The sequence below is a fragment of the Streptomyces sp. NPDC001070 genome, from assembly GCF_053598835.1.
The window spans coordinates 18,895-40,472 of record NZ_JBSFLB010000022.1; the positions used below are offsets into that span (position 1 = coordinate 18,895).

The 21,578-nt window shown below is 70.7% G+C and carries 20 protein-coding genes; 11 read left to right on the plus strand and 9 right to left on the minus strand.

All coding sequences use genetic code 11. From position 1 onward, the window contains the following. Nucleotides 1-330: 330 nt before the first annotated feature. Nucleotides 331-645 carry a hypothetical protein gene (locus tag ACWDAS_RS25555; RefSeq protein WP_450395109.1) on the plus strand — a complete coding sequence of 105 codons (315 nt, stop codon included), beginning with the start codon at nucleotides 331-333 and terminating at the stop codon, nucleotides 643-645. Nucleotides 646-779: 134 nt separating this feature from the next. Next, nucleotides 780-1,286, plus strand: coding sequence for a hypothetical protein (locus ACWDAS_RS25560; protein WP_450395111.1), 507 nt, complete (start codon nucleotides 780-782; stop codon nucleotides 1,284-1,286). Between the two features lie 122 nt (nucleotides 1,287-1,408). On the opposite strand, the gene ACWDAS_RS25565 is transcribed toward ACWDAS_RS25560, so the two are convergent. Continuing rightward, nucleotides 1,409-2,242: an MOSC domain-containing protein gene (locus ACWDAS_RS25565; protein ID WP_450395114.1), complete on the minus strand. Its 834-nt coding sequence runs from the start codon at nucleotides 2,240-2,242 to the stop codon at nucleotides 1,409-1,411. Nucleotides 2,243-2,312: 70 nt separating this feature from the next. Between ACWDAS_RS25565 and ACWDAS_RS25570 the strand changes: the two genes are divergently transcribed. The 5 genes from ACWDAS_RS25570 to ACWDAS_RS25590 all read left to right on the plus strand — a co-directional run bounded on the left by ACWDAS_RS25570 (nucleotide 2,313) and on the right by ACWDAS_RS25590 (nucleotide 6,841). Continuing rightward, entirely contained in the window at nucleotides 2,313-2,792 is a 480-nt protein-coding gene (locus ACWDAS_RS25570; protein ID WP_450395117.1) for an N-acetyltransferase family protein, read from the plus strand. A 93-nt stretch (nucleotides 2,793-2,885) separates the two neighbouring features. After that, on the plus strand, nucleotides 2,886-3,953 hold the full coding sequence (locus ACWDAS_RS25575; protein WP_450395120.1) for an HpcH/HpaI aldolase/citrate lyase family protein: 1,068 nt from the start codon (nucleotides 2,886-2,888) through the stop codon (nucleotides 3,951-3,953). After that, nucleotides 3,953-4,825: an HpcH/HpaI aldolase/citrate lyase family protein gene (locus ACWDAS_RS25580; protein ID WP_450395123.1), complete on the plus strand. Its 873-nt coding sequence runs from the start codon at nucleotides 3,953-3,955 to the stop codon at nucleotides 4,823-4,825. The genes ACWDAS_RS25575 and ACWDAS_RS25580 overlap by 1 nt, the downstream gene beginning before the upstream one ends. A 167-nt stretch (nucleotides 4,826-4,992) precedes the next feature. Further along, on the plus strand, nucleotides 4,993-6,606 hold the full coding sequence (locus tag ACWDAS_RS25585) for an acyl-CoA carboxylase subunit beta (RefSeq protein ID WP_450395126.1): 1,614 nt from the start codon (nucleotides 4,993-4,995) through the stop codon (nucleotides 6,604-6,606). A 16-nt stretch (nucleotides 6,607-6,622) separates the two neighbouring features. Further along, nucleotides 6,623-6,841: an acyl-CoA carboxylase epsilon subunit gene (locus ACWDAS_RS25590; protein WP_089224994.1), complete on the plus strand. Its 219-nt coding sequence runs from the start codon at nucleotides 6,623-6,625 to the stop codon at nucleotides 6,839-6,841. A 491-nt stretch (nucleotides 6,842-7,332) separates the two neighbouring features. Here ACWDAS_RS25590 and ACWDAS_RS25595 read toward each other — a convergent pair whose 3' ends face one another. From ACWDAS_RS25595 to ACWDAS_RS25630, 8 genes are all read right to left on the minus strand, one after another. After that, nucleotides 7,333-7,911: a GTP-binding protein gene (locus tag ACWDAS_RS25595; RefSeq protein WP_450395129.1), complete on the minus strand. Its 579-nt coding sequence runs from the start codon at nucleotides 7,909-7,911 to the stop codon at nucleotides 7,333-7,335. Further along, nucleotides 7,892-8,458, minus strand: coding sequence for a DUF742 domain-containing protein (locus ACWDAS_RS25600; RefSeq protein WP_450395131.1), 567 nt, complete (start codon nucleotides 8,456-8,458; stop codon nucleotides 7,892-7,894). Before ACWDAS_RS25600 ends, ACWDAS_RS25595 begins: the two co-directional genes overlap by 20 nt. Before the next feature lie 71 nt (nucleotides 8,459-8,529). Further along, complete coding sequence (locus ACWDAS_RS25605) at nucleotides 8,530-8,943, minus strand: roadblock/LC7 domain-containing protein (protein ID WP_384286824.1); 414 nt, start codon at nucleotides 8,941-8,943, stop codon at nucleotides 8,530-8,532. A 9-nt stretch (nucleotides 8,944-8,952) separates the two neighbouring features. Further along, nucleotides 8,953-12,048: a nitrate- and nitrite sensing domain-containing protein gene (locus ACWDAS_RS25610; protein WP_450395417.1), complete on the minus strand. Its 3,096-nt coding sequence runs from the start codon at nucleotides 12,046-12,048 to the stop codon at nucleotides 8,953-8,955. Between the two features lie 459 nt (nucleotides 12,049-12,507). Next, nucleotides 12,508-13,116, minus strand: a complete 609-nt coding sequence (locus ACWDAS_RS25615; protein ID WP_450395134.1) for a GTP-binding protein — start codon at nucleotides 13,114-13,116, stop codon at nucleotides 12,508-12,510. Beyond that, entirely contained in the window at nucleotides 13,097-13,504 is a 408-nt protein-coding gene (locus ACWDAS_RS25620) for a DUF742 domain-containing protein (RefSeq protein WP_450395137.1), read from the minus strand. Before ACWDAS_RS25620 ends, ACWDAS_RS25615 begins: the two co-directional genes overlap by 20 nt. Nucleotides 13,505-13,580: 76 nt before the next feature. Continuing rightward, nucleotides 13,581-13,994, minus strand: coding sequence for a roadblock/LC7 domain-containing protein (locus tag ACWDAS_RS25625; protein ID WP_431960798.1), 414 nt, complete (start codon nucleotides 13,992-13,994; stop codon nucleotides 13,581-13,583). A 9-nt stretch (nucleotides 13,995-14,003) separates the two neighbouring features. After that, nucleotides 14,004-17,429: a nitrate- and nitrite sensing domain-containing protein gene (locus tag ACWDAS_RS25630; RefSeq protein ID WP_450395140.1), complete on the minus strand. Its 3,426-nt coding sequence runs from the start codon at nucleotides 17,427-17,429 to the stop codon at nucleotides 14,004-14,006. Between the two features lie 569 nt (nucleotides 17,430-17,998). On the opposite strand from ACWDAS_RS25630, the gene ACWDAS_RS25635 reads away from it, so the two are divergent. The 4 genes from ACWDAS_RS25635 to ACWDAS_RS25650 all read left to right on the plus strand — a co-directional run bounded on the left by ACWDAS_RS25635 (nucleotide 17,999) and on the right by ACWDAS_RS25650 (nucleotide 21,570). Beyond that, nucleotides 17,999-18,187 carry a hypothetical protein gene (locus ACWDAS_RS25635; RefSeq protein WP_450395143.1) on the plus strand — a complete coding sequence of 63 codons (189 nt, stop codon included), beginning with the start codon at nucleotides 17,999-18,001 and terminating at the stop codon, nucleotides 18,185-18,187. Nucleotides 18,188-18,272: 85 nt separating this feature from the next. Continuing rightward, nucleotides 18,273-19,064, plus strand: a complete 792-nt coding sequence (locus ACWDAS_RS25640; protein WP_450395145.1) for a fumarylacetoacetate hydrolase family protein — start codon at nucleotides 18,273-18,275, stop codon at nucleotides 19,062-19,064. Further along, entirely contained in the window at nucleotides 19,057-20,541 is a 1,485-nt protein-coding gene (gene gltX, locus ACWDAS_RS25645) for a glutamate--tRNA ligase (protein ID WP_450395148.1), read from the plus strand. The genes ACWDAS_RS25640 and gltX overlap by 8 nt, the downstream gene beginning before the upstream one ends. Before the next feature lie 69 nt (nucleotides 20,542-20,610). Beyond that, on the plus strand, nucleotides 20,611-21,570 hold the full coding sequence (locus ACWDAS_RS25650; RefSeq protein WP_450395150.1) for an RluA family pseudouridine synthase: 960 nt from the start codon (nucleotides 20,611-20,613) through the stop codon (nucleotides 21,568-21,570). The last annotated feature ends 8 nt before the right edge of the window (nucleotides 21,571-21,578 follow it).

The window sequence follows — 21,578 nt, forward strand, 5'->3', positions numbered from 1 at the left end:
TGTGACAGCGGTGCTGCGACGGAATAATTGCCATGGGCACCGGGTCCTTCGCGTCCACGTTTTCGATCAGTTGATGTGTCAATGAAGAATATGCGGCCATAAGTGGACACCCGGCGCCCGGATCGTTACGGTCGAATTGTTGACGTCAATGACATGGGATGTCTTCATTCGCAGGTCAGGCGACGTCCAAAGCCGGAATCGACCGGCTGTCGTGGTGCCCCGAGCATCGCATTGCAGATTTCGCTCCCCGGTCCGTTGTCGCATGCAGCCATGCGTCCGGTCAGGTCGAGGCACCATCCGCGCGTAACAGTTTCCAGGAAGAAGAAAGTCATGCGCGCCAAGCGAAGCATCGCATTGCTGGCAAGCCCCCTCGTCGCGGCCGCGGCCCTGGTGTTGTCGCCGGCGGTGATGTCCACGGCATCGGCGGACACGACCCACGCCGCGGCGGTGTCCGCGCCTCAGGCACCCGCCAAGAACGACCCGAAGTACCAGCAGGGCTACAACGCCGGGCTGCTCGACGGCCGCTTTGACGGCAACTCGTGCTCGTACTACGACTCCTACAGTCCGCAGACCACGAACGGGAAGTACAAGTCGGGCTACTCCAGCGGCTACAACGTCGGCTACAACGCCACCTGCGACAACTAGGGCCCCACCGGAGCCCCGCGCGCGTGCGCGTCCAACTGCCGTGCATACGCGCGTAGAACACAGGGCACATTCCTCCTGCTCCACCTGCACAGCCGCCCCACCGGAAGCACGGTCACCAGCAGGAGGAATCCCCCATGAAGTTCCGCTCCGTCCTGAGCGCGCTCGTTCTCGCGCTCGGAGTGCTGTTCGCCCCCGGCGTCGGCCTCGCCGCGTCCCACGACGCCTACGCCGTCACCAAGCTGACGCACGCCCAGGCCACGGCGATGTTCCGCGCCGCCGGGATCACCTGGTCCTCGTCGGGCGGCTGCTCGGACCGCAACAACGCGACGTGCACGTCCTTCGATCAGCTCAACCAGGCCACCGCCCAGGGCGCGGTGACCCTGAAGCACGCGAGCGCCTGCGCCCTGAACATCACCGGCGGCACCGAGACGGGCCACGCCAGCGGCACGTACTCGCACTGGAACGGCTACAAGCTCGACTACGGGAAGAACAGCTGCGTCACCAGCTACATCCACACGTACTTCACCTACATCGGCCTGCGCGGTGACGGTGCCCCCCAGTACCGGTCCGGCTCGGGCAACATCTATGCCGACGAGGGCAACCACTGGGACGTCCTGTACTACAACTGCGGCGGCTGCTGATCCGTCCGGCGCGATCCGTCCGGCGCGATCCGCCCCGTGCCGTCCGGCACGGGGCGGATCGCGCCGGCTCGGTCCTTCGATCGGTACTCGATCGCCATACGATCAATCGGTCGGAAGGCCGGTCACTCCCATGACCGCACCTCCACCCGGTCGCCCACCGCGACCGTGCCCGGCCGCAGCACCGCCGCCTTCATCGCGAAGCTCACCTTGTTGCCGTACTCCGGCTCACGCCGGTACGCCGCGAGGGTGCGCACCGGCTCGGGGCCGGCCGTACGGCCCGTGGCCTGGTCGACCAGCGGCACGGAGCAGCGCATGGCGCGGACGGAGTAGCCGAGGCGGGTGGTGCCCACGGTCATGAGCCGCACCCGGTCCTCGGTGTGCGGCTCGTCCCAGCCGTCGACCACGATGTTGGGGCGGAAGCGGTCCATCGGCACGGGCGCGGCGCCGCGCTCCCTGATGCGCCGGTTGAGGCCGTCGAGCGAGGCCAGCGAGGCCACCGAAACGGCGTGCGCGTCGGCGAAGTTGACCTTGCCCGGGTGCTCGCCCCAGCCGTCCCGGTCGAAGCCGGGGCGCACGCGGACCAGTCGCGAGGACGCGCCCAGGACCTCGGAGAACCACTGTGCGGCCGCCTCGCCCTGGTCCACCGCCGGCCCGAGCGGCCGGTCGAACATGCCGACCTCGCGCATCGGGCCCTCGTACGCCACCTCCACCGCCAGTTCCCCGGCGCCCGGTGCCGACAGCGCCAAGTACTTCCCGTCGTCGGTCACTTCGGCGCGTACGACCGCCATCCCCGGCAGCGTCCGCTGGCTGCGGAAGCTCCCGTCCACGGCGTCGACCACCATGAACGTGCGGTCATGGGCCAGGCCGGTCGTGGTGACCTCGGCGCTGATCAGGGGCACGCCCGCGCAGCCCTTGACGGGGTAGCAGGTCAGCGTGTGCACGCTCGCGGCGGCCATGGGACACGTCCTTCCAGGGGGCGGAAAATCCCATTCGATCACGCCCCCCGTTCCGGCGTACGGTCATCGCGTGACCGATGACACAGGGATACGGATCAGGCCTGCCGCGGCCTCGGACGCCGATGCGATCACCGCGGTCTTCCTCGCCTCCCGGGCGGCGGCCATGCCCTGGCTGCCCCGGCTGCACAGCGACGAGGAGACCCGGTGGTGGGTCGGGAACATCGTCCTGCAGCAGTGCCGGGTGTGGGTCGCCGAGCACGCCGGGACCGGCGCCGCGCTCGGCTTCGCGGCCCTCGAAGGCGACTGGCTGGAACACCTCTACCTGCGGCCCGACGCGCGCGGGCGCGGCATCGGGGCGCTGCTGCTCGACGAGGTACTGCGGCACCACCCGGACGGCCCACTGTCGCTGCACGTCTTCCAACGCAACGCCGCGGCACGCGCGTTCTACGAACGGCACGGCTTCCGCGCCGTCCCGGGCAGCGAGAGCACCGTGAACGAGGAGGGGGAGCCCGACCTGACCTACCGTCTGCACACCGTGGACACCCGGTGACCAACGGCACACGTACCGACCGGTAACGCGACGGGCCCGCGGATCATAAAGTGAGCGCCGTACGCTCCCCACCCTCGAACCCTGGGAGACCGCATGCGTTCCGCGAAGGACTTCTTCCGACCGTTGGCCGTGGGGGCCCCGGCCCCCGTACGGGAAGTACCGTTCCGGCCGTCGCGGATGATCCACTTCTTCGACCCGAGCAACGAGAAGATGGCGGCGAAGGTCCCGTCCATCGCCCCCAAGGTGGACGTCCTGCTGGGCAACCTGGAGGATGCCGTCTCGGCCGACCGCAAGGAGGCCGCACGGGCCGGCCTGGTCGCCACGGCCAAGGCCAACGACTTCGGCGACACCCAGCTGTGGACCCGGATCAACAGCCTCGACTCGCCCTGGGCGCTGGACGACCTGCTGACCCTGGTCGCCGAGATCGGCCACAAGCTCGACGTCGTCATGGTGCCCAAGGTCGAGGGCGCCGAGGACATCCACTACGTCGACCGGCTGCTCGCCCAACTGGAGGCCAAGGCCGGCATCGAACGCCCGATCCTGGTCCACGCGATCCTGGAGACCGCGACCGGCGTGGCCAACGTCGAGGAGATCGCCGGGGCCAGCCCCCGGATGCAGGGCATCTCCCTCGGCCCGGCGGACCTCGCGGCCAGCCGCCGCATGAAGACCACCCGCGTCGGCGGGGGACACCCGGGGTACCTCGTGCGGGAGGACCCGAAGGACCCCGAGATGGAGCTGCCGCGGCTGACCTTCCAGCAGGACCTGTGGCACTACACGATCGCGCGCATGGTCGACGCCTGCGCCGCGCACGGCATCCTGCCGTACTACGGCCCCTTCGGCGACATCAAGGACACCACCGCCTGCGAGGACCAGTTCCGCAACGCCTTCCTGCTCGGCTGCGTCGGCGCGTGGAGCCTGCACCCGGTGCAGATCGACATCGCCAAGCGGGTCTTCTCCCCGGCGCCGGCCGACGTCGCCTGGGCGCGCAAGGTCATCGACGCCATGGGCGACGGCACCGGCGCGGTGATGATCGACGGCAAGATGCAGGACGACGCCACGGTCAAGCAGTGCCACGTGGTCGTCGAGCTCGCGGAGGCGCTCGCCGCCCGTGACCCGGAGCTGGCCGAGGCGTACGAGGCCGCGTACAAGGAGCAGAACTGATGACCGACGCGATCCTGCGGCCGCGCCGCTCCGTCCTGTACATGCCCGGCGCGAACGAGAGGGCCCTGGAGAAGGCCAAGTCGCTTCCCACCGACGCGCTCATCCTCGATCTGGAGGACTCCGTCGCGCCCGACGCCAAGGCCGACGCCCGCAAGCGGGTCGCCGCGGCGGCGGCCTCCGGTGAGTACGGGTACCGGGAGGTCACCATCCGGGTGAACTCGCCCGGCACCCCCTGGCACGAGGACGACCTGAGGGCCGCCGCCGAGGCCGGCCCGGACGCCGTGGTCGTCCCCAAGGTGGACTCGGCCGAGACCGTGCACGCCATCGAGCGCGCCCTGGAGGCCGCCGGGGCCCCCGATCACACCGCCATCTGGGCGATGGTGGAGACACCGCGCGCGATGCTGGACGCCCGCGCCATCGCGGCCGCCTCCGAGCGGCTCGGCGTCCTGGTGATGGGCACCAACGACCTCGCCAAGGAACTGCACGCCGAGCACGTTCCGGGCCGGGCCCCGCTCCTCACCGGACTGTCCCTCGCCCTTCTGGGTGCGCGCGAGGCCGGCAAGGTGATTCTGGACGGTGTCTACAACGACGTCACGGACGAGACCGGCTTCGAGGCCGAGTGCGTCCAGGGCCGGCAGTTCGGCTTCGACGGCAAGACCCTCATCCACCCCAAGCAGGTGGAGATCTGCAACAGGGTGTTCGCGCCCTCGCAGGAGGATGCCGACAAGGCGCGGCGCATCATCCAGGCATTCGAGGAGGCCACGGCCGAGGGGCGCGGAGTGGTCACCGTGGACGGCCGCATGATCGAGAACCTCCATGTGGATGACGCCCGGCGTGTCCTTGCGCTGGCCGAGGCGGTATCCGGAAGGTAGCGACCCGGTTGAGTCCGGGTGGACGACCGCTACAAAGAAAGGGTCCCGCACATCGCGTGCGGGGCCTTTCTTGTGTTGGTTCTGTCCAGATGCTCCATGAAGCGGGTCCGGACACTGTACGAAGTCGACGCCGATTCCGACGGCCCTCCGCTCGTATGGTCGATGGCATGAGCGTTTTGGACGAGGTGCCGACCCAGCCAGCCGAGGCCGAGGAGGCCGCGCAGCCGGCGAATGACGCGCGCGGGCGCGTCGCGGAGCTGCACGCGATCCGCGAGCAGGTCCGGCTCGGTCCCAGTGAGAAGGCGACCCAGGCCCAGAAGGGCAAGGGCAAGCTGACGGCACGCGAGCGCATCGACCTGCTGCTCGACGAGGGATCCTTCAACGAGGTGGAGCCGCTGCGCCGGCACCGCGCCAGCGGGTTCGGCCTGGAGGCGAAGAAGCCCTACACCGACGGCGTCATCACCGGCTGGGGCACCGTCCACGGGCGGACCGTCTTCGTGTACGCCCATGACTTCCGGATCTTCGGCGGCGCGCTGGGCGAGGCCCACGCAAGCAAGATCCACAAGATCATGGACATGGCCATCTCGGCCGGCGCCCCGCTGGTCTCGCTCAACGACGGTGCCGGTGCGCGCATCCAGGAGGGCGTCTCGGCGCTCGCCGGCTACGGCGGCATCTTCCAGCGCAACACCCGCGCGTCCGGTGTGATCCCGCAGATCTCCGTGATGCTCGGCCCCTGCGCCGGCGGCGCCGCGTACTCCCCGGCCCTTACCGACTTCGTGTTCATGGTCCGTGAGACCTCGCAGATGTTCATCACCGGCCCGGACGTGGTCCAGGCCGTCACCGGCGAGAAGATCTCGCAGAACGGGCTCGGCGGCGCCGACGTCCACTCCGAGGTCTCCGGGGTCTCGCACTTCGCGTACGACGACGAGCAGACCTGCCTGGAGGAGGTCCGCTACCTGCTGTCGATGCTGCCGCAGAACAACCGCGAGAACCCCCCGTCGGTCCCCGCCGCGGACCCGGCCGAGCGTCGGGGTGACGTCCTGCTGGACATCGTGCCCGCCGACGGCAACCGCTCGTACGACATGCACCAGGTCATCGAGGAGATCGTCGACGACGGCGAGTACCTGGAGATCCACGAGCGCTGGGCGACCAACATCATCGTGGCCCTGGCCCGCCTCGACGGCCAGGTCGTCGGCATCATCGCCAACCAGCCCGCCTCCCTCGCCGGCGTCCTGGACATCGAGGCCAGCGAGAAGGCCGCGCGCTTCGTGCAGATGTGCGACGCCTTCAACATCCCGCTTCTCACCCTTCTGGACGTGCCCGGCTTCCTGCCGGGCGTCGACCAGGAGCACGGTGGCATCATCCGGCACGGCGCCAAGCTGCTGTACGCGTACTGCAACGCGACCGTGCCGCGGATCTCGCTGATCCTGCGGAAGGCGTACGGAGGTGCCTACATCGTCATGGACAGCCAGTCGATCGGCGCCGACCTCACCTACGCCTGGCCCACCAACGAGATCGCCGTCATGGGCGCCGAAGGCGCCGCCAACGTCATCTTCCGGCGCCAGATCGCCGAGGCCGACGACCCCGACGCCATGCGCGCCCGCATGGTGAAGGAGTACAAGTCCGAGCTGATGCACCCCTACTACGCCGCCGAGCGCGGCCTGGTGGACGACGTGATCGACCCCGCCGAGACGCGCGAGGTCCTCATCCGCTCGCTCGCGATGCTGCGCACCAAGCACGCCGACCTGCCGTCCCGCAAGCACGGCAACCCGCCCCAGTAAGGGAGAGACGAACCCCGTGAGCACCCCTGCCGACAGCACCTCCGCCGCGCTGGTGCGCGTGGAGCGCGGCCACGCCAGCGACGAGGAGCTGGCCGCCCTCACCGCTGTCCTGCTCGCCCGCGCCGCGGCCCAGGGCCAGGACGCGACCGACTACGTCAAGCCGCGCTCCACGGCCGGCTGGCGCCGCCTGGAGCGTCAGTCCGGTTTCAGCGCGCCGCACAGCTGGCGCAGCTGACCCTCCGGCCCCGTACGACGACGGCGGCGCGGCACCCCTCGCGGGTGCCGCGCCGCCGTCGTCGTGGGGGCGTTCTCACCACATGCCGGCCGCGACGTCCTCCAGGACGGCGTGTGCAGGGCCGGCACCCGTCCGGTGGCGCCGCCGCGCGCCAAGCGGAGCCCGCGGTCGCCGGGAGCCGGCGTGGGCGGCCCGGAGCGTCGCCCGCCTCACCAGCCGCTGCGCAGCCCTCACCACATGCCCCGAGATGTCGCCGAAGACGGGCTCCGAGGCCCCCGGGGGACACGGACGGTCGGATTCGGGCCGAAAGGCCGCTTCCCGCGGCGCCCGGTCGGCGGGTGCCGGCACGGTCCTCCTCCGGGTCGACGCGGAGGCGCCAACCGGCCCGGTCCGAGAGGTCGTTGGAGCATCGGTCGCCGGGCCCGGGCCCAACGCGAAGGCCCCGCACATGGCGTGCGGGGCCTTTCGCGTCGTACGGGAAGCGGGAACCGCTACCGCAGCCGCGCCATCAGGGCGTGCTCGACCAGCGTGATGAGCGCGCTCTTCGCCTCGGCGCGGTGCCGGGCGTCCGTGGTGATGATGGGTGCCTCGGGGCCGATCTGCAGGGCCTCGCGGACTTCCTCCGGGTTGTACGGCTGGTGACCGTCGAAGCCGTTGAGGGCGATGACGAAGGGCAGCCCGCTGTTCTCGAAGTAGTCGACTGCCGGGAAGCAGTCGGCCAGCCGGCGGGTGTCGACCAGGACGACCGCGCCGATGGCGCCGCGCACCAGGTCGTCCCACATGAACCAGAAGCGGTCCTGGCCCGGAGTGCCGAACAGGTAGAGGATGAGGTCCTCGTCCAGGGTGATACGGCCGAAGTCCATGGCCACGGTCGTCGTGGTCTTGTCCGGCGCGTGCGTCAGATCGTCGATCCCCGCCGAGGCGGAGGTCATCACGGCTTCGGTACGCAGCGGGTTGATCTCCGATACGGCACCGACGAACGTGGTCTTGCCCACGCCGAAGCCGCCCGCCACCACGATCTTCGCCGAGGTGGTTGAGCGAGCTGGACCGCTAGAGCTTGCGAAGTCCACTGAGCACCCTTTCGAGCAGTGTCACGTCTGGCTGTCCGCCCGAGGCGTCGTCGCCACCGGGCTGGTGAATGGCGACGAGCCCGGCCTCCGCCAGGTCGGCGACGAGGATTCGGGCGACGCCGAGGGGGATGGAGAGGAGCGCGGAGATCTCCGCGACCGACTTGATCTCCCGGCAGAGGATGCAGATCCGCTGGTGCTCCGGCAACTGGCCCCGCAGCTGCACCGGGTCGGCTGTCGTGCTGACCAGCGCCTCGATGGCGAGCTGGTAGCGCGGCCGGGTGCGGCCACCGGTCATCGCGTACGGGCGGACCAGACCGGACGGCGGCCTTGAGCGGCCGGTCTGTGCCGTCCGTGGCGGTGGCGCCTGCGGGGGTTCGTACGGCTGGATCCTCGGCTGCCGGTGCGGCGGCACGGGCCCCGGATCCGGGGTCCCCCCGCCGTAGGACGGAGGCTGGTCCTGGCTGGGTGCCGAGGGGAAGTTGAACCGCTTCAGAGGCGGCTGCTGTTGGTGATTGCCGTACTGATCTCCGCCTGGGGGCGTTGCCACGGTTCCTCCTCCAGCTGGGTAGCGCGTCTGAGCACCCTACGGGTACTCAGACACGCCCGCATGCCTGTCTGTCAGTTGAGCAGGCTGCCCTGCAATTCCGCACGCAGATCGGGGGTGAGCACATTGCCCGCCCGGTCGACCAGCAGGGCCATCTCGTAGCCCACGAGGCCGATGTCGCACTCCGGGTGCGCCAGCACGGCCAGCGAGGAGCCGTCGGAGACGGACATGATGAAGAGGAACCCGCGCTCCATCTCCACGACGGTCTGGTTGACGCTGCCGCCCTCGAAGATGCGCGAGGCACCCGCGGTCAGCGAGGTCAGACCAGAGGCCACCGCGGCCAGCTGGTCAGCGCGGTCACGCGGGAACCCCTCGGACATCGCCAGCAGCAGGCCGTCGGCAGAGACCACAACCGTATGGGAGACCCCTGGGGTCTGGTCCACGAAACTGGTGATCAACCAGTTCAGGTTCTGTGCCGCCTGACTCATCGGACTCAACTAACGCTCCTGGTGCTTGGGGCCGAAGCCCTGGCCGTTCGTGTCAGTTCCCGCAGTGCGTCCCTGCTGGACGCCGCGCCGCAGATTGCTCAGTCGGCCGCGGACGTCCTCGGGTGCACGGGAGACCATAGGTCCGCCCTGCGGAGTCTGCTGTGCGGTGCCCGGGACCAGGTTGGCCTTGGGGACCCGCCGGGGCAGGCCGGAGGGGGTGACCCCGCCCGCCTTGGGCTTGCGGGCCTGTTCGGCCCGCTGCCAGTTCTCGTCGTTCGTGGAGCGCCAGTCCGCGGACTCCCCGTCCGACACCGGCGCGGAGGGCGCCGACTGGGCCGGGAAGCCGTCCGCCGACTGGGGCTCCGGCTGAGCCGGGGCCGCCGGGCCGGACTGCTGCCAGCCGCGGTCGCGGCGCGGCAGGCCCGCGTCGGTCACCGAGGAGTGCAGCGGGCCGGTGGTCGGACCCGGTCCGTCGAAGCCTACGCGTTCCTGGGCCTCGAAGGGGGCGGCAGCCATGGAATCGGCCGCGCCCTGGGCGGGGAAGGCCGGCGCCTGGGCCGTGTGCGGCAGGTCACCACCGGGCAGCGCCGTCCACTCCTCCTGGGCGTAGCCGTTCTGCTGCTGCCAGTCGTCCTGGGCGTAGCCGTTCTGGGCAGCGGCGTAGTCGGGCTGCTGGTAGGCGCCGTCCGAGTACGCGGGCTCCTGGAACGCGGGCTGCGCGTCGTAGCCGTGCTGCTCCTGGAACGGCTGGGCCGGCTGCTCCTGGTACGTCTGCTCGTCGTAGCCGTTCGCCTGGAAACCGTTGTCCTGGAAGGGGGTCTCCTGGAAGGCGGCCTCGGCGCCGGGCTCCTGGTAGGCCGGGAACTCCTGCTCCTGGGCCTCGTCCCGGAACAGCGGGCGCTCGCCGGAGCGGTCACCGGCCGCGGCCTCGAGCTGCGCACGGCGCTGGTCGCGCATGAGGGAGCGGCCCACCGGGTCCAGCGAACGGGCGTCGTCCGGCACGTCGACGCGCTCGTAGCGGGAGTCGTCGAAGCCGAGCTCCGCGGCGGTCGGCCCCTGCGGGGCGAACTGCTGGATCTCGTGCTCCGGCACGATCCGGGACACGGTGAAGTCGTCCTCGATCGGTGCCTCCTCGCCGCCACCACCGTGGGTGATCGGCTCGGGGAGCATGACCAGCGAGGTGGTGCCGGCCTGCTCGCCGGAGGGGCGGAGCTGCACGCGGATGCCGTGCCGGTCGGAGAGGCGGCCGACCACGAACAGGCCCATGCGCTTGGAGATCGACGCGTCGACGGTCGGCGGCTCGGCCAGCTTGTGGTTGATGTCCGCGAAGTCCTCGGCGGTGAGGCCGATGCCCTTGTCGTGGATCTCGACCATGACACGGCCGTCGGGCAGCCGGGTCGCGGTGACCCGCACCTTGGTCTGCGGGGAGGAGAACGTGGTGGCGTTCTCCAGCAGCTCGGCCAGCAGGTGCACGAGGTCGGTCACGGCGGTGCCGTGGATGTCGGTGTCCGGGATGCCGACCAGCTCGATGCGCTCGTACGCCTCCACCTCGGAGGCCGCGGCGCGGAGTACGTCGACCAGCGGGACCGGCTGGTTCCAGCGGCGGCCGGGCTCCTCGCCCGCGAGGACCAGGAGGTTCTCGCCGTTGCGGCGCATACGGGTCGCCAGGTGGTCCAGTTTGAAGAGGTTCTCCAGCTGGTCCGGGTCCGCCTCGTTGTTCTCCAGTTCCGTGATCAGCGTCAGCTGGCGCTGGATGAGGCCCTGGTTGCGGCGGGAGAGGTTGGTGAAGATCGCGTTGACGTTGCCACGGAGCAGGGCCTGCTCGGCGGCGAGCCGCACGGCCTCGCGGTGGATCTGGTCGAAGGCCCTGGCGACCTCGCCGATCTCGTCGTTGGAGGTGATCGGAATGGCCTGGACGCGGGTGTCGACCTTGCCCGGATCGGTGCGGGAGAGCTGGTCGACCAGGGCCGGCAGGCGCTGCTCGGCGACCTCGAAGGCCGCGGTGCGCAGCCGTCGCATGCTGTTGCTCATCGAGCGGGCCACCATCGCGGCCACGATGAAGGCGATGATCAGCGCGACGAGCACGATGGCCGAGTTGACGATCGCTTCGATGCGGGCGCTGTCGGCGATGTCGTTCGAGTCGTCGTACGCCTGGTTGGCCAGGTGCTGCTCGACGTTCTTGTAGGCGTCGAAGCCGAGGGTGGTCCCGGCGAACCAGCTCTCCGCGGTCACGCCCTTGGCCTTGAGCTCCTCGGGGCTCTTGCCGGACGCGATCGCCTTGATCATGTCCTCGATGCCCGGCGGGGCCTTGAAGGGCCGGCCGGCCTGCTTGGCCGCCTGGGCGGCCTGCGTGGCCAGCTCTTTGCCCTTCTCCAGGGCCGCGGCCTGCTCGTCCAGCAGCCGCCGGTAGTCCGCGTCGGTGCCGCCGCCCTTGTACTCCTCGAGGGCGATCTGCTGGAGGTACGCGTAGGAGGTGAAGGCGGTGAGCTGGAGCTGCAGTTCGCCGGGGGCGAGCTTGCTGCGGTCCTCGACGAGCAGGTGGGTGCCGATCGACCGGGTCAGCGATTCGGCGGCCTTGGCCAGCTCCAGCGCGTACAGGGTGCGGCCGTAGGAGGCGACGCTGCTGGTGCCGAAGCCCAGCTCGTTCGCGAGCTCCATCAGCGGGTGCTGGACCTCGACGTACTTCTCCTCGGTCTGCACGCCCGTGAGCTGCCGGGTGAAGGCCGTGTCGCGCAGCTTGGCGAGGACCTTCTCGCCCTCGCGGATGTTCTCCACACGGCGCTGCAGCCGCTCGTCCCCGGGCAGCTCGGCGACGGCCGCGTCGAACTTCGCGGCGGCCTGGTCGGTGGCCGCGCGGGTCTCGACTACGGTCTTGTTCTCCTTGTCGCCGGCCAGCAGGGGAACCACGCTGAGGTCGCGCTCGTTCAGGACGGCGTTGGCATAGTCCACGGCGGCCCGAACGGCGTTGGCGGTCCGCACCGCGTCGTCGGCGTCCTGCCAGGTCTTCACCGAGCTCTGCACCCGGAAGCCACCGAAGACGAGGGCGACCAGCACCGGGATGAGGAGGATGACGTTCAGGCGGGTGGCCACCCGCCAGTTGCGCATGGCGAAGCGGCTGCCCGCACTGGCCACCGGCTCAGGGGCGGCGGCCTCGGGGGCAGCGGCCTGAGCCGTGCCGTATCGCGCAGGCGGGGTGAAATTGCCACGCGGGTGGTCCGCGGGACCCGGCTCTGCTCGCCTCGTGTTCCTCACTCGACCAACAACCTCTCGGCGACGGCGCCGGCGGCGCCGTTCCTACTCTCGGGTTTCGATGAATTCCAGCACGTCATGGGGCGGCTCCACAAACGTCCGGCGAGGACGCGGAAGCCATGATCACGTGCCGGTTAAAAGGGGCATAAGCATAAAGCGGTGGCAATTCACTGGGTAGATGTATGCGCAGTGAAGCCGACTGGGAGCAGGGGGTGTTCAGGATGTTGCGATTCGCGGTCGAAACGTTATGAACAGAAGGACCGGCCATGTCAAAAGACACAGCCGGTCCATACGCGAAGTGGCAAGCTGGAACGCTTACTTGAGGCGAGCGAGCAGCGCGTGTTCGACGAGCGTGATGAGTGCGCTCTTCGCCTCGGCGCGGTGCCGGGCGTCCGTGGTGATGATCGGGGCGTCCGGGCCGATCTGCAGGGCCTCCCGGACCTCGTCGGGCGTGTACGGCTGGTGGCCGTCGAATCCGTTCAGCGCGATGACGAACGGGAGCCCGCTGTTCTCGAAGTAGTCGACGGCCGGGAAGCAGTCGGCCAGTCGGCGGGTGTCGACCAGGACGACGGCGCCGATGGCGCCGCGGACCAGGTCGTCCCACATGAACCAGAAGCGGTCCTGACCCGGGGTACCGAACAGGTACAGGATCAGATCGTCGTCGAGCGTGATACGGCCGAAGTCCATGGCCACGGTCGTCGTGGTCTTGTCGGCCACGTGTGTCAGATCGTCCACGCCCGCGGATGCCGAGGTCATCACGGCCTCCGTGCGGAGCGGGTTGATCTCCGAGACCGCCCCGACGAACGTGGTCTTGCCCACGCCGAAGCCACCCGCCACCACGATCTTGGCCGAGGTGGTGGACCGGGCCGCGGGCGGCGCACCGTACGCCGCCTGCTGCCCCGGCCTAGAGCTTGCGAAGTCCACTGAGCACCCTTTCGAGCAGTGTCACATCAGGCTGTCCGCCGGCCTCGCCGCTGCTCGGCTGGTGGATGGCGACCATACCGGCCTCAGCCAGGTCGGCCACCAGAATCCGGGCCACCCCCAGCGGGATCCCCAGCAGTGCGGAGATCTCGGCGACCGACTTGATCTCCATGCACAGGTGGCAGATGCGCTGGTGTTCGGGGAGCAGCCCCTGGAAGGCACCCGGGTCCGCGGTGGTGCTGACCAGCGCCTCGATGGCGAGCTGGTAGCGCGGCCGGGTGCGACCACCGGTCATGGCGTACGGCCGCACCAGCGGCTGGTCGCCTTCGCCCCCGTACGGCGCATGGTGGGGCGCGCCGTACGGGCCGGGCGAGGCGGGCGGCGGGGTCATGAATGGTCCTCCGGATAAGAGCGGACGCGTGTCGCGAGTAGTCATGGGGCGTGCATTCGGCCGGGCTCCGGAGAGCTCAGCCCATCAGGCTGCCTTGGAGTTCTGCGCGCAGGTCGGGGGTGAGAACGGCGCCCGCTCGGTCGACGAGCAGGGCCATCTCGTAACCCACGAGGCCGATGTCGCACTCGGGGTGCGCCAGTACGGCCAGCGAGGACCCGTCGGAGATCGTCATCAGGAGGAGGAAGCCGCGCTCCATCTCCACGACGGTCTGGTTGACGCTGCCGCCCTCGAAGATGCGGGACGCGCCCGCGGTCAGCGAGGTGAGACCGGAGGCCACGGCCGCCAGCTGGTCGGCACGGTCGCGGGGGAAGCCCTCGGACATGGCCAGCAGCAGGCCGTCGGCGGATACGACCACGGTGTGGGACACCCCGGGGGTGTTGTCCACGAAGTTGGTGATCAACCAGTTCAGATTCTGTGCCGCCTGGCTCATCTGACTCAACTAACGCTCCTGCTGGTGAGTGGTGCCAAAGCCGCGGCCGTCGGTAGCTGCCGTACCGGCCTGCCGGCCCTGCTGGATACCGCGACGGAGGTTGGTCAGGCGTCCGCGCACGTCGTCGGGGGCCCGGGAAACCTGCGGACCGCCCTGTGGGGCTTGCTGGGGTGCGCCGGCTCCCGGCACGAGGTTGGCCTTGGGGACCCGCCGCGGCAGACCGGAGGGGGTGACCCCGCCGGCGGACGGCTGGCGCACCTGGCCGGCGCGCTCCCAGACCTCGTCGTTCGGCGAGGACCGCCACGACGCCGCCGGTTCGCGGCGCGGAGGCTGCGAGGGCTGCGGCGGGTGCTCGGCGCGGGTCCGCTGCGGCTGCTGCGGGTGCTGCTGCGGCGCGGGCTGCTGCGGGCGCTGCGGCGGCCGGCTGGGCGCGCCGGCGCTCGGGCCGTGGCCGTTCTGCTGCGGGGCGACCGGGCCTCGCTCGACGTGCACCTGCTGCATGCGCTCCGCACGACCGGTGCGGAACCAGTCCGATTCCAGGGAGTCGAAGATCGGGCTCGACTCGTCCGCCCGGGCCGGGGCCGGCGGCAGCGCCATCGGCTCGCTGGCGGGCGGCAGCGGGTGCCAGTCGGCCTGCGGGGCCGCGGGGCGCTGCTGCTGCTGCGGCTGCTGACCGGCACCGGGCCCCTGGGCATACGGCGTGCCGTGCCTCGGTCCCTGCGGGGCCGCCGGAGCGGGCGCGTGGGTCTGCGGGGCCGCCGGACGCTGGAAGACGTCGCTGCGGGTGAACTGGCCCGGCTGCTGCGGGGCCTGGGCACCGTGCTGCGGAGCATGCTGCGGTCCGCCGTACGCCGGCGGGGTGTGCGGCATCGCGTTGAAGTCCGGGCGCTCGAACTGCGCCGTGGACTCCAGGTCCTCGTGACCGCGCGGCATGTCGGCCTCGAAGCCGCCGTGGGCGGCACCGACCGGCTGCGGCGCCGCGGGGTGCTGCGGAGGAGCGGCGGGCTGCTGCGGCTGCTGCGGCTGCTGCGGCTGCTGGGGACGGCCCTGGCCACCGGGGACCTGCTCGTTGGCCCAGCTCGGACCCGAGCGCTGCGGCGCGGGAGCGGCCGGACGCCGGCCGGGCGCCGACGGACCGCCGGGGCGGCCGCCCTGCGGGGCCGTACCGGGGCCACCGGGACCGGAGTCGAGAGCCGGACGCTGCGCGGCACCGGGCACCTGGCCGCGCTGCGGCCCGCGCCCCATACCGGCGGCACCCGCCCCGGCGCCCATCGCGGCGGCGGGACCCGCGGGACCGCCCGGAGCCGCGGCGGGGGCACCGCCCTGCTGGCCGCGGTTGCCCGCGCCGGGCTGCGGTTTGGCGCCGCCCTGGGTGACGTCCACCGGCAGCATGACGAGCGCGGTGGTGCCGCCCGAGTCGGACGGACGGAGCTGGATCCGGATGCCGTGTCGCAGGGACAGGCGGCCGACCACGAACAGACCCATGCGGCGGGAGACGGAGACGTCCACCGTCGGCGGGTTGGCGAGCCGCTCGTTGATGTCGGCGAGGTCCTCGGGGGAGAGACCGATGCCGGTGTCGTGGATCTCGATCAGCACGCGGCCGTCGGGCAGCGCGTGACCGGTGACCCGCACCTTGGTCTGCGGCGAGGAGAACGAGGTCGCGTTCTCCAGCAGCTCTGCGAGCAGGTGGACGAGGTCGTTGACGACACGACCGGTGACCTCCACCGCCGGCACCGAGGTGAGCTCGATGCGCTCGTACTGCTCCACCTCGGAGGCCGCGGCACGGAGGACGTCGACCAGGGGGACCGGGCGGGTCCAGCGGCGCCCGGGCTCCTCGCCCGCGAGGACGAGGAGGTTTTCGCCGTTCCGGCGCATACGGGTCGCGAGGTGGTCGAGCTTGAAGAGGCTGGACAGCTGGTCCGGGTCGGCCTCGCGGGACTCCAGTTCGGAGATCAGGCTCAGCTGACGCTGGATCAGGCCCTGGCTGCGGCGCGAGAGGTTGGTGAACATCGCGTTGACGTTCCCTCGCAGCAGCGCCTGCTCGGCGGCGAGACGGACGGCCTCGCGGTGGACCTCGTCGAACGCGCGGGCCACCTGGCCGATTTCGTCGCGGGTGTGGATGCCGATCGACTCGACCGAGGTGTCGACGTCCTGCGGGTCGGACTCGGAGAGCTGCTTGACCAGCTCGGGCAGCCGCTTCTGGGCCACATCCTGCGCGGTGTCCTGCAGCCGGCGCAGCGAGCGCACCATGGAGCGGGCGACGACGAAGGCGCCGACGACCGAGATGCCGAGCACGAGGAGGATCAGCGCACCGCTGATGATCGCCTCTTGCTGCGCCTCGTCGCGCAGCGTCAGGGCCTGCTGCTGCGCTTCCTGGAGCAGGTGCTGCTCGATCTGGCTCATGACGCCGAGCTTGGTCTTGGCGTCGTCGTCCCAGTCCCGGTAGGTGCCCTGGAAGTTCTGGATGCTCGACTCGGAGGCCGTGATGCGGTCGGCCTGCAGGTTGACCTTGGTGATGATGTCGTTGCCGCCGTTGAGGCCCTTGAGGAGCTCCTCGGCGTTCGACCGGCCGTAGATCTGGCTGAACTGCTTCAGCTCGGTGATCTCGGAACGGCGGGCGCCCTGGACGAAGCGGAAGTCGTTGGGGCTCAGCTGCTTGTCGTTGGCGAGCGCGGCACTGATGACGGCGCGCTGGATGGAGTCGTACTCCTTGGCGGCGGAGAACGCCGCCAGCGCGCGGGTGCTGGCGATCATGTCCGAGTTACCGGTCGCCTCGGCCATCTCCTGGGAGAGGTCGATCAGCGACTTGATGAGCTCGTCGTACTCACTGACCGTCTGCGAGATGTAGTCGCCCTGGTCGTACGCTCGTTCCCGGATCGCCAGCAGGGTGCCGAGCTGGCGGTTGATCGCGGTCAGCGAGGCTTGGACGCCGGTGAGGTCGGGGGAGACCTCGTTGGCGGCGTTGATGAAGGCCTCACGTGCCAGCTTGGTCTTGCCCGCGGCGGCGGCGATGTCGTCATCGCCCTCGTCCCTGGGCGTGCTGGACAGCGGGCCGGCCGAGGCGTCGCGCTCCTCCTGGAGCGCGGCGGCCAGTTTGGTCGCCTGCTCCGTGAGGTTGGTCAGCGACGTCATCGCGTCCAGCTGCTGCACGTTCTCCAGCGAGCTCTGGATGCGGAGCGCACCCAGTGTGGTCGCAGCGACCACCGGCAGCGCGAGCAGCGACACCAGACGAGTGCTGATGCGCCAGTTGCGCATGGCTATTCGGGAGCCGTGCTTCGGGCCGGTGCGCACACCGCTTCCCGGCGTGGCGCCACTCTGAGCGCCCGCGGTTCCGGCGTCTGCGGTTTCATCCCGGCGGGTGGGACCGTGGTCGGCCCCACCGCGCTGTTCCGGGTCGCCCGCAGCGCCGCCATCCCTCTTGAAACGTCCCTGCACTAGCGTCGCAACCTCTGGACCAGGCGTCCCCCGCACGGGCGGCAGGACGGTGTCGAGTCTTCGGAGTCCCGCCCTCCCCGGCGGATACCCATTGGCCGCCGCCGCTCGGCGATCGCACGCTCCCCCCTGCGCGCCGGCATCTGTTGATACGGCGGTCCGGGGAATTCCAGCACAGTGCCGGACGTCCAACAAGGGCCGTCAGGTTTCGAGTGGAATACGTGACTCAGCGCGTCCGCCGCATCACAGGGTGTCGGTGCGCTTTCGTATGTCTTCCGGCAATCCGGGCTTTCTTCAGGGGCGATCCGAGTCCGCCTCCGGGGCCCGGCCGCCGGCGGCCGGGGGTGAAGAGTCCGGATGGGTCGTGATGTCGGGTTCGGCGGTATCGACGAGCTGCCCGATTCGCCCTGCTTGTCCGTGACGCCGTGAGCAAAATCACAGACCGTCAGTTGTATTGGTCATCCGAATCGGGGAACGGGCGCCGATACATTGACGTTTGACATACCTGTGTACTACGTCAAGCGCGCCCTCCCGGGTGCCCGGACACAAGACGACGAGGTTCTGACCGGCCCATGAAGACGACCATGATCATGCGACCCATAGCCAACCCGCGCCGCACCACCCTCGCGCACCTGACGGACGCCGAGGACACGCGGGCCGCAGAGGTCGCACCGGCCGTCGAGGGCGCGGAAGCCGTCGTACTGCCCCGGCAGACCGCCAACCCCCGGCGCACCGTCCTGACGGAACTGCCGACCGCCTGAGCCGCGGCTCGGCGGGCAGGAGCGGAAGCCACCCCCGGGATAACCTGGAGCGTCAGTCTCCGGCCAGTGAGGTGAGCTGCTTCCCGTGCGCATCGCCAGGTTCTCCATCGACGGCAATGTCGCCTTCGGCGTCGTCGAGGGCGACGAGTCCGTCCCTGACGGACTCGTCCTCGACATCATCAAGGGCATCCCGTTCGCCGAGTTCGAGCGCTCCGGCACGAAGGTGCCGCTGAGCAAGGTGCGGCTGCTGCCGCCCGTGCTCCCCAGCAAGGTCGTCGCGATCGGCCGGAACTACGCCGAGCACGCGGCGGAACTTGGCAACGAGGTCCCGGAGGTCCCGGTCGCCTTCTTCAAGCCGTCCACCTCGGTGACCGGCCCCGGCGACCCGATCGTGTACCCCTCCTTCTCCCAGGAGGTGCACCACGAGGCCGAGCTCGCCGTCGTCATCGGCCGGATGTGCCGCGAGGTCCCGCGTGACCGCGTCGCTGAGGTCGTCCTCGGCTACACCTGCGCCAACGACGTCACCGCGCGGGACGCCCAGAAGGCCGAGAAGCAGTGGGCCCGCGCCAAGGGCTTCGACTCCTCGTGCCCCCTCGGCCCCTGGATCGAGACGGACCTCGACCTCGCCGCCGCGAACGACCTCGCCGTCACCGCGACGGTCAACGGCGAGCTCCGCCAGTCCGGCCGCACGAGCCAGATGATCCGCTCCATCGAGGACCTGATCGTGCACATCACCGAGGCCATGACGCTGCTCCCGGGCGACGTCGTCCTCACCGGCACCCCGGCGGGGGTCGGACCGCTCCACATCGGCGACGAGGTCGCCGTCACCATCGAAGGCATCGGCACTCTCACCAACAAGGTGATCAAGCGTGACTAGCGCAGCACCCGTACGGGTACGTTTCTGCCCCTCGCCGACCGGCAACCCCCACGTGGGCCTGGTCCGCACCGCCCTGTTCAACTGGGCGTTCGCCCGTCACCACCAGGGCACCCTGGTCTTCCGCATCGAGGACACCGACGCCGCCCGCGACTCGGAGGAGTCGTACCAGCAGCTGCTGGAGGCCATGCGCTGGCTCGGCTTCGACTGGGACGAGGGCCCCGAGGTCGGCGGCCCGCACGCGCCCTACCGGCAGTCGCAGCGGATGGACGTCTACAAGGACGTCGCCGCCAAGCTGCTGGAGAGCGGTCACGCCTACAAGTGCTACTGCACCACCGAGGAGCTCGACGAGCGCCGCGACGCCGCCCGCGCCGCCGGCCGCCCCTCCGGCTACGACGGCCACTGCCGCGACCTGTCCGCCGAGCAGATCGACGCGTACGAGCGCGAGGGCCGCGAGCCCATCGTCCGCTTCCGGATGCCCGACGAGGCGATCACCTTCACCGACCTGGTCCGCGGCGAGCTGACCTTCACGCCGGACAACGTGCCCGACTACGGCATCGTCCGGGCCAACGGCGCCCCGCTGTACACGCTGGTCAACCCGGTCGACGACGCGCTGATGGAGATCACCCACGTGCTGCGCGGCGAGGACCTGCTGTCCTCCACCCCGCGCCAGATCGCCCTCTACCGCGCCCTCGCCGAGATCGGCGTCGGCAACGGCACGACCCCGCTCTTCGGCCACCTGCCGTACGTCATGGGCGAGGGCAACAAGAAGCTCTCCAAGCGCGACCCGCAGTCCTCCCTCAACCTCTACCGGGAGCGCGGCTTCCTCCCCGAGGGGCTGCTGAACTACCTGTCGCTGCTCGGCTGGTCGCTCTCCGCCGACCGCGACGTCTTCTCCGTCCAGGAGATGGTGGCCGCCTTCGACATCGACGCCGTCAACGCCAATCCGGCGCGCTTCGACCTCAAGAAGGCCGAGGCGATCAACGCCGACCACATCCGCATGCTGGACGTGAAGGCGTTCATCGAGGCCTGCGGGCCGTGGCTGAAGGCCCCGTTCGCCCCCTGGGCGCCCGAGGCGTTCGACCAGGCCGCCTTCGAGGCGATCGCGCCGCACGCGCAGACCCGCCTGACCGTGCTCTCCGACATCACCGACAACGTCGACTTCCTCTTCCTCGACGCGCCGGTGGAGGACGAGGCGTCCTGGCAGAAGGCGATGAAGGACCCGGCCGCCGCCTCCGCGCTGCTCACCACCGCGCGCGAGAACCTCGCCGCCGCCGGCTGGGACGCCGAGGCCCTGAAGGCCACCGTCCTCGCCGCCGGCGAGACGCACGGCCTCAAGCTCGGCAAGGCCCAGGCGCCGGTCCGGGTCGCCGTCACCGGCCGTACGGTCGGGCTGCCGCTCTTCGAGTCCCTCGAAGTGCTCGGCCGCGAGCGCACCCTGGCCCGCCTCGACGCAGCCCTGGCGAAGCTGGCCGGCTGACCGCGGTACGCCGATCCGCCCCGGGCCCTCCGCCAGGAGCCCGGGGCGGCACGCTTCCCGGACGACGTCATGCGCCGCAGGACCAGGCCCCCGATCTCCCCGCTGCCCCAGCGCCGCGGGGTCGATCCCGTACGCCTGCGACTGCCCGACACCGGGACGTGGGCGTCGGTCCGCGAGCACCTGGTGGCCAGGCTCGGCCCGGCGGTACCCGCCGCCCGTATCGACGCGATGTTCGCGGCGGGCGAGGTGCACGGTGCCGACGGCCCGCTCGCCGCTGACGCCGCCTACCGGCCGGGCGCCTCCATCTGGTTCCACCGGGACCTGCCGGAGGAGGTCCCGGTGCCCTTCGGCATCGACGTGCTCCACCGGGACGAGGCGCTGCTCGTCGTGGACAAGCCGCACTTCCTCGCCACCACCCCGCGCGGCGGCCACGTCGTCGAGACGGCGCTGAGCCGGCTGCGCCACGACCTCGCGCTGCCCCGGCTCAGCCCGGCCCACCGGCTCGACCGGCTCACGGCGGGCGTGGTGATGTTCGTGATCCGCCCCGAGCTGCGCGGCGCCTACCAGACGATCTTCCGCGACCGGCTGGTGCGCAAGGAGTACGAGGCCGTGGCACCGTACGACCCCGGCCTGGCGCTGCCGCGCACCGTGGAGAGCCGGATCGTGAAGGAGCGCGGTGTGATGGCGGCGCAGGAAGTCCCCGGCGAGCCCAACGCCCGCAGCCACGTCGAGCTGCTGGAGCACCGGGACGGGCTGGCGCGCTACCGGCTCCGCCCCGAGACCGGGCGCACCCACCAACTGCGGGTCCACATGAACTCCCTCGGGGTGCCGATCCTCGGCGACCCCGTCTACCCGGACGTCCTGGCGCAGGCCGTGCCCGGCGACTTCTCCCGTCCGCTGCAGCTGCTGGCCCGGGTGCTGGAGTTCGACGACCCCGTGACGGGGGAGCCGCGCCGTTTCGTCAGCCGCCGGACGCTGTTCACCTGGGATCCGCCGCACTCCGGCACCCCGGACGGAGCACGCGACTAGAGTCGGCA

Coding starts and splice junctions, on each gene's coding strand:
- ACWDAS_RS25635 (WP_450395143.1), top strand. CDS start 17,999: ATGAAGACGACCATGATCATGCGACCCATAGCCAACCCGCGCCGCACC.
- ACWDAS_RS25565 (WP_450395114.1), bottom strand. CDS start 2,242: ATGGCCGCCGCGAGCGTGCACACGCTGACCTGCTACCCCGTCAAGGGC.
- ACWDAS_RS25650 (WP_450395150.1), top strand. CDS start 20,611: ATGCGCCGCAGGACCAGGCCCCCGATCTCCCCGCTGCCCCAGCGCCGC.
- ACWDAS_RS25555 (WP_450395109.1), top strand. CDS start 331: ATGCGCGCCAAGCGAAGCATCGCATTGCTGGCAAGCCCCCTCGTCGCG.
- ACWDAS_RS25620 (WP_450395137.1), bottom strand. CDS start 13,504: ATGACCCCGCCGCCCGCCTCGCCCGGCCCGTACGGCGCGCCCCACCAT.
- ACWDAS_RS25580 (WP_450395123.1), top strand. CDS start 3,953: ATGACCGACGCGATCCTGCGGCCGCGCCGCTCCGTCCTGTACATGCCC.
- ACWDAS_RS25610 (WP_450395417.1), bottom strand. CDS start 12,048: ATGCGCAACTGGCGGGTGGCCACCCGCCTGAACGTCATCCTCCTCATC.
- ACWDAS_RS25560 (WP_450395111.1), top strand. CDS start 780: ATGAAGTTCCGCTCCGTCCTGAGCGCGCTCGTTCTCGCGCTCGGAGTG.
- ACWDAS_RS25575 (WP_450395120.1), top strand. CDS start 2,886: ATGCGTTCCGCGAAGGACTTCTTCCGACCGTTGGCCGTGGGGGCCCCG.
- ACWDAS_RS25585 (WP_450395126.1), top strand. CDS start 4,993: ATGAGCGTTTTGGACGAGGTGCCGACCCAGCCAGCCGAGGCCGAGGAG.
- ACWDAS_RS25625 (WP_431960798.1), bottom strand. CDS start 13,994: ATGAGCCAGGCGGCACAGAATCTGAACTGGTTGATCACCAACTTCGTG.
- ACWDAS_RS25605 (WP_384286824.1), bottom strand. CDS start 8,943: ATGAGTCAGGCGGCACAGAACCTGAACTGGTTGATCACCAGTTTCGTG.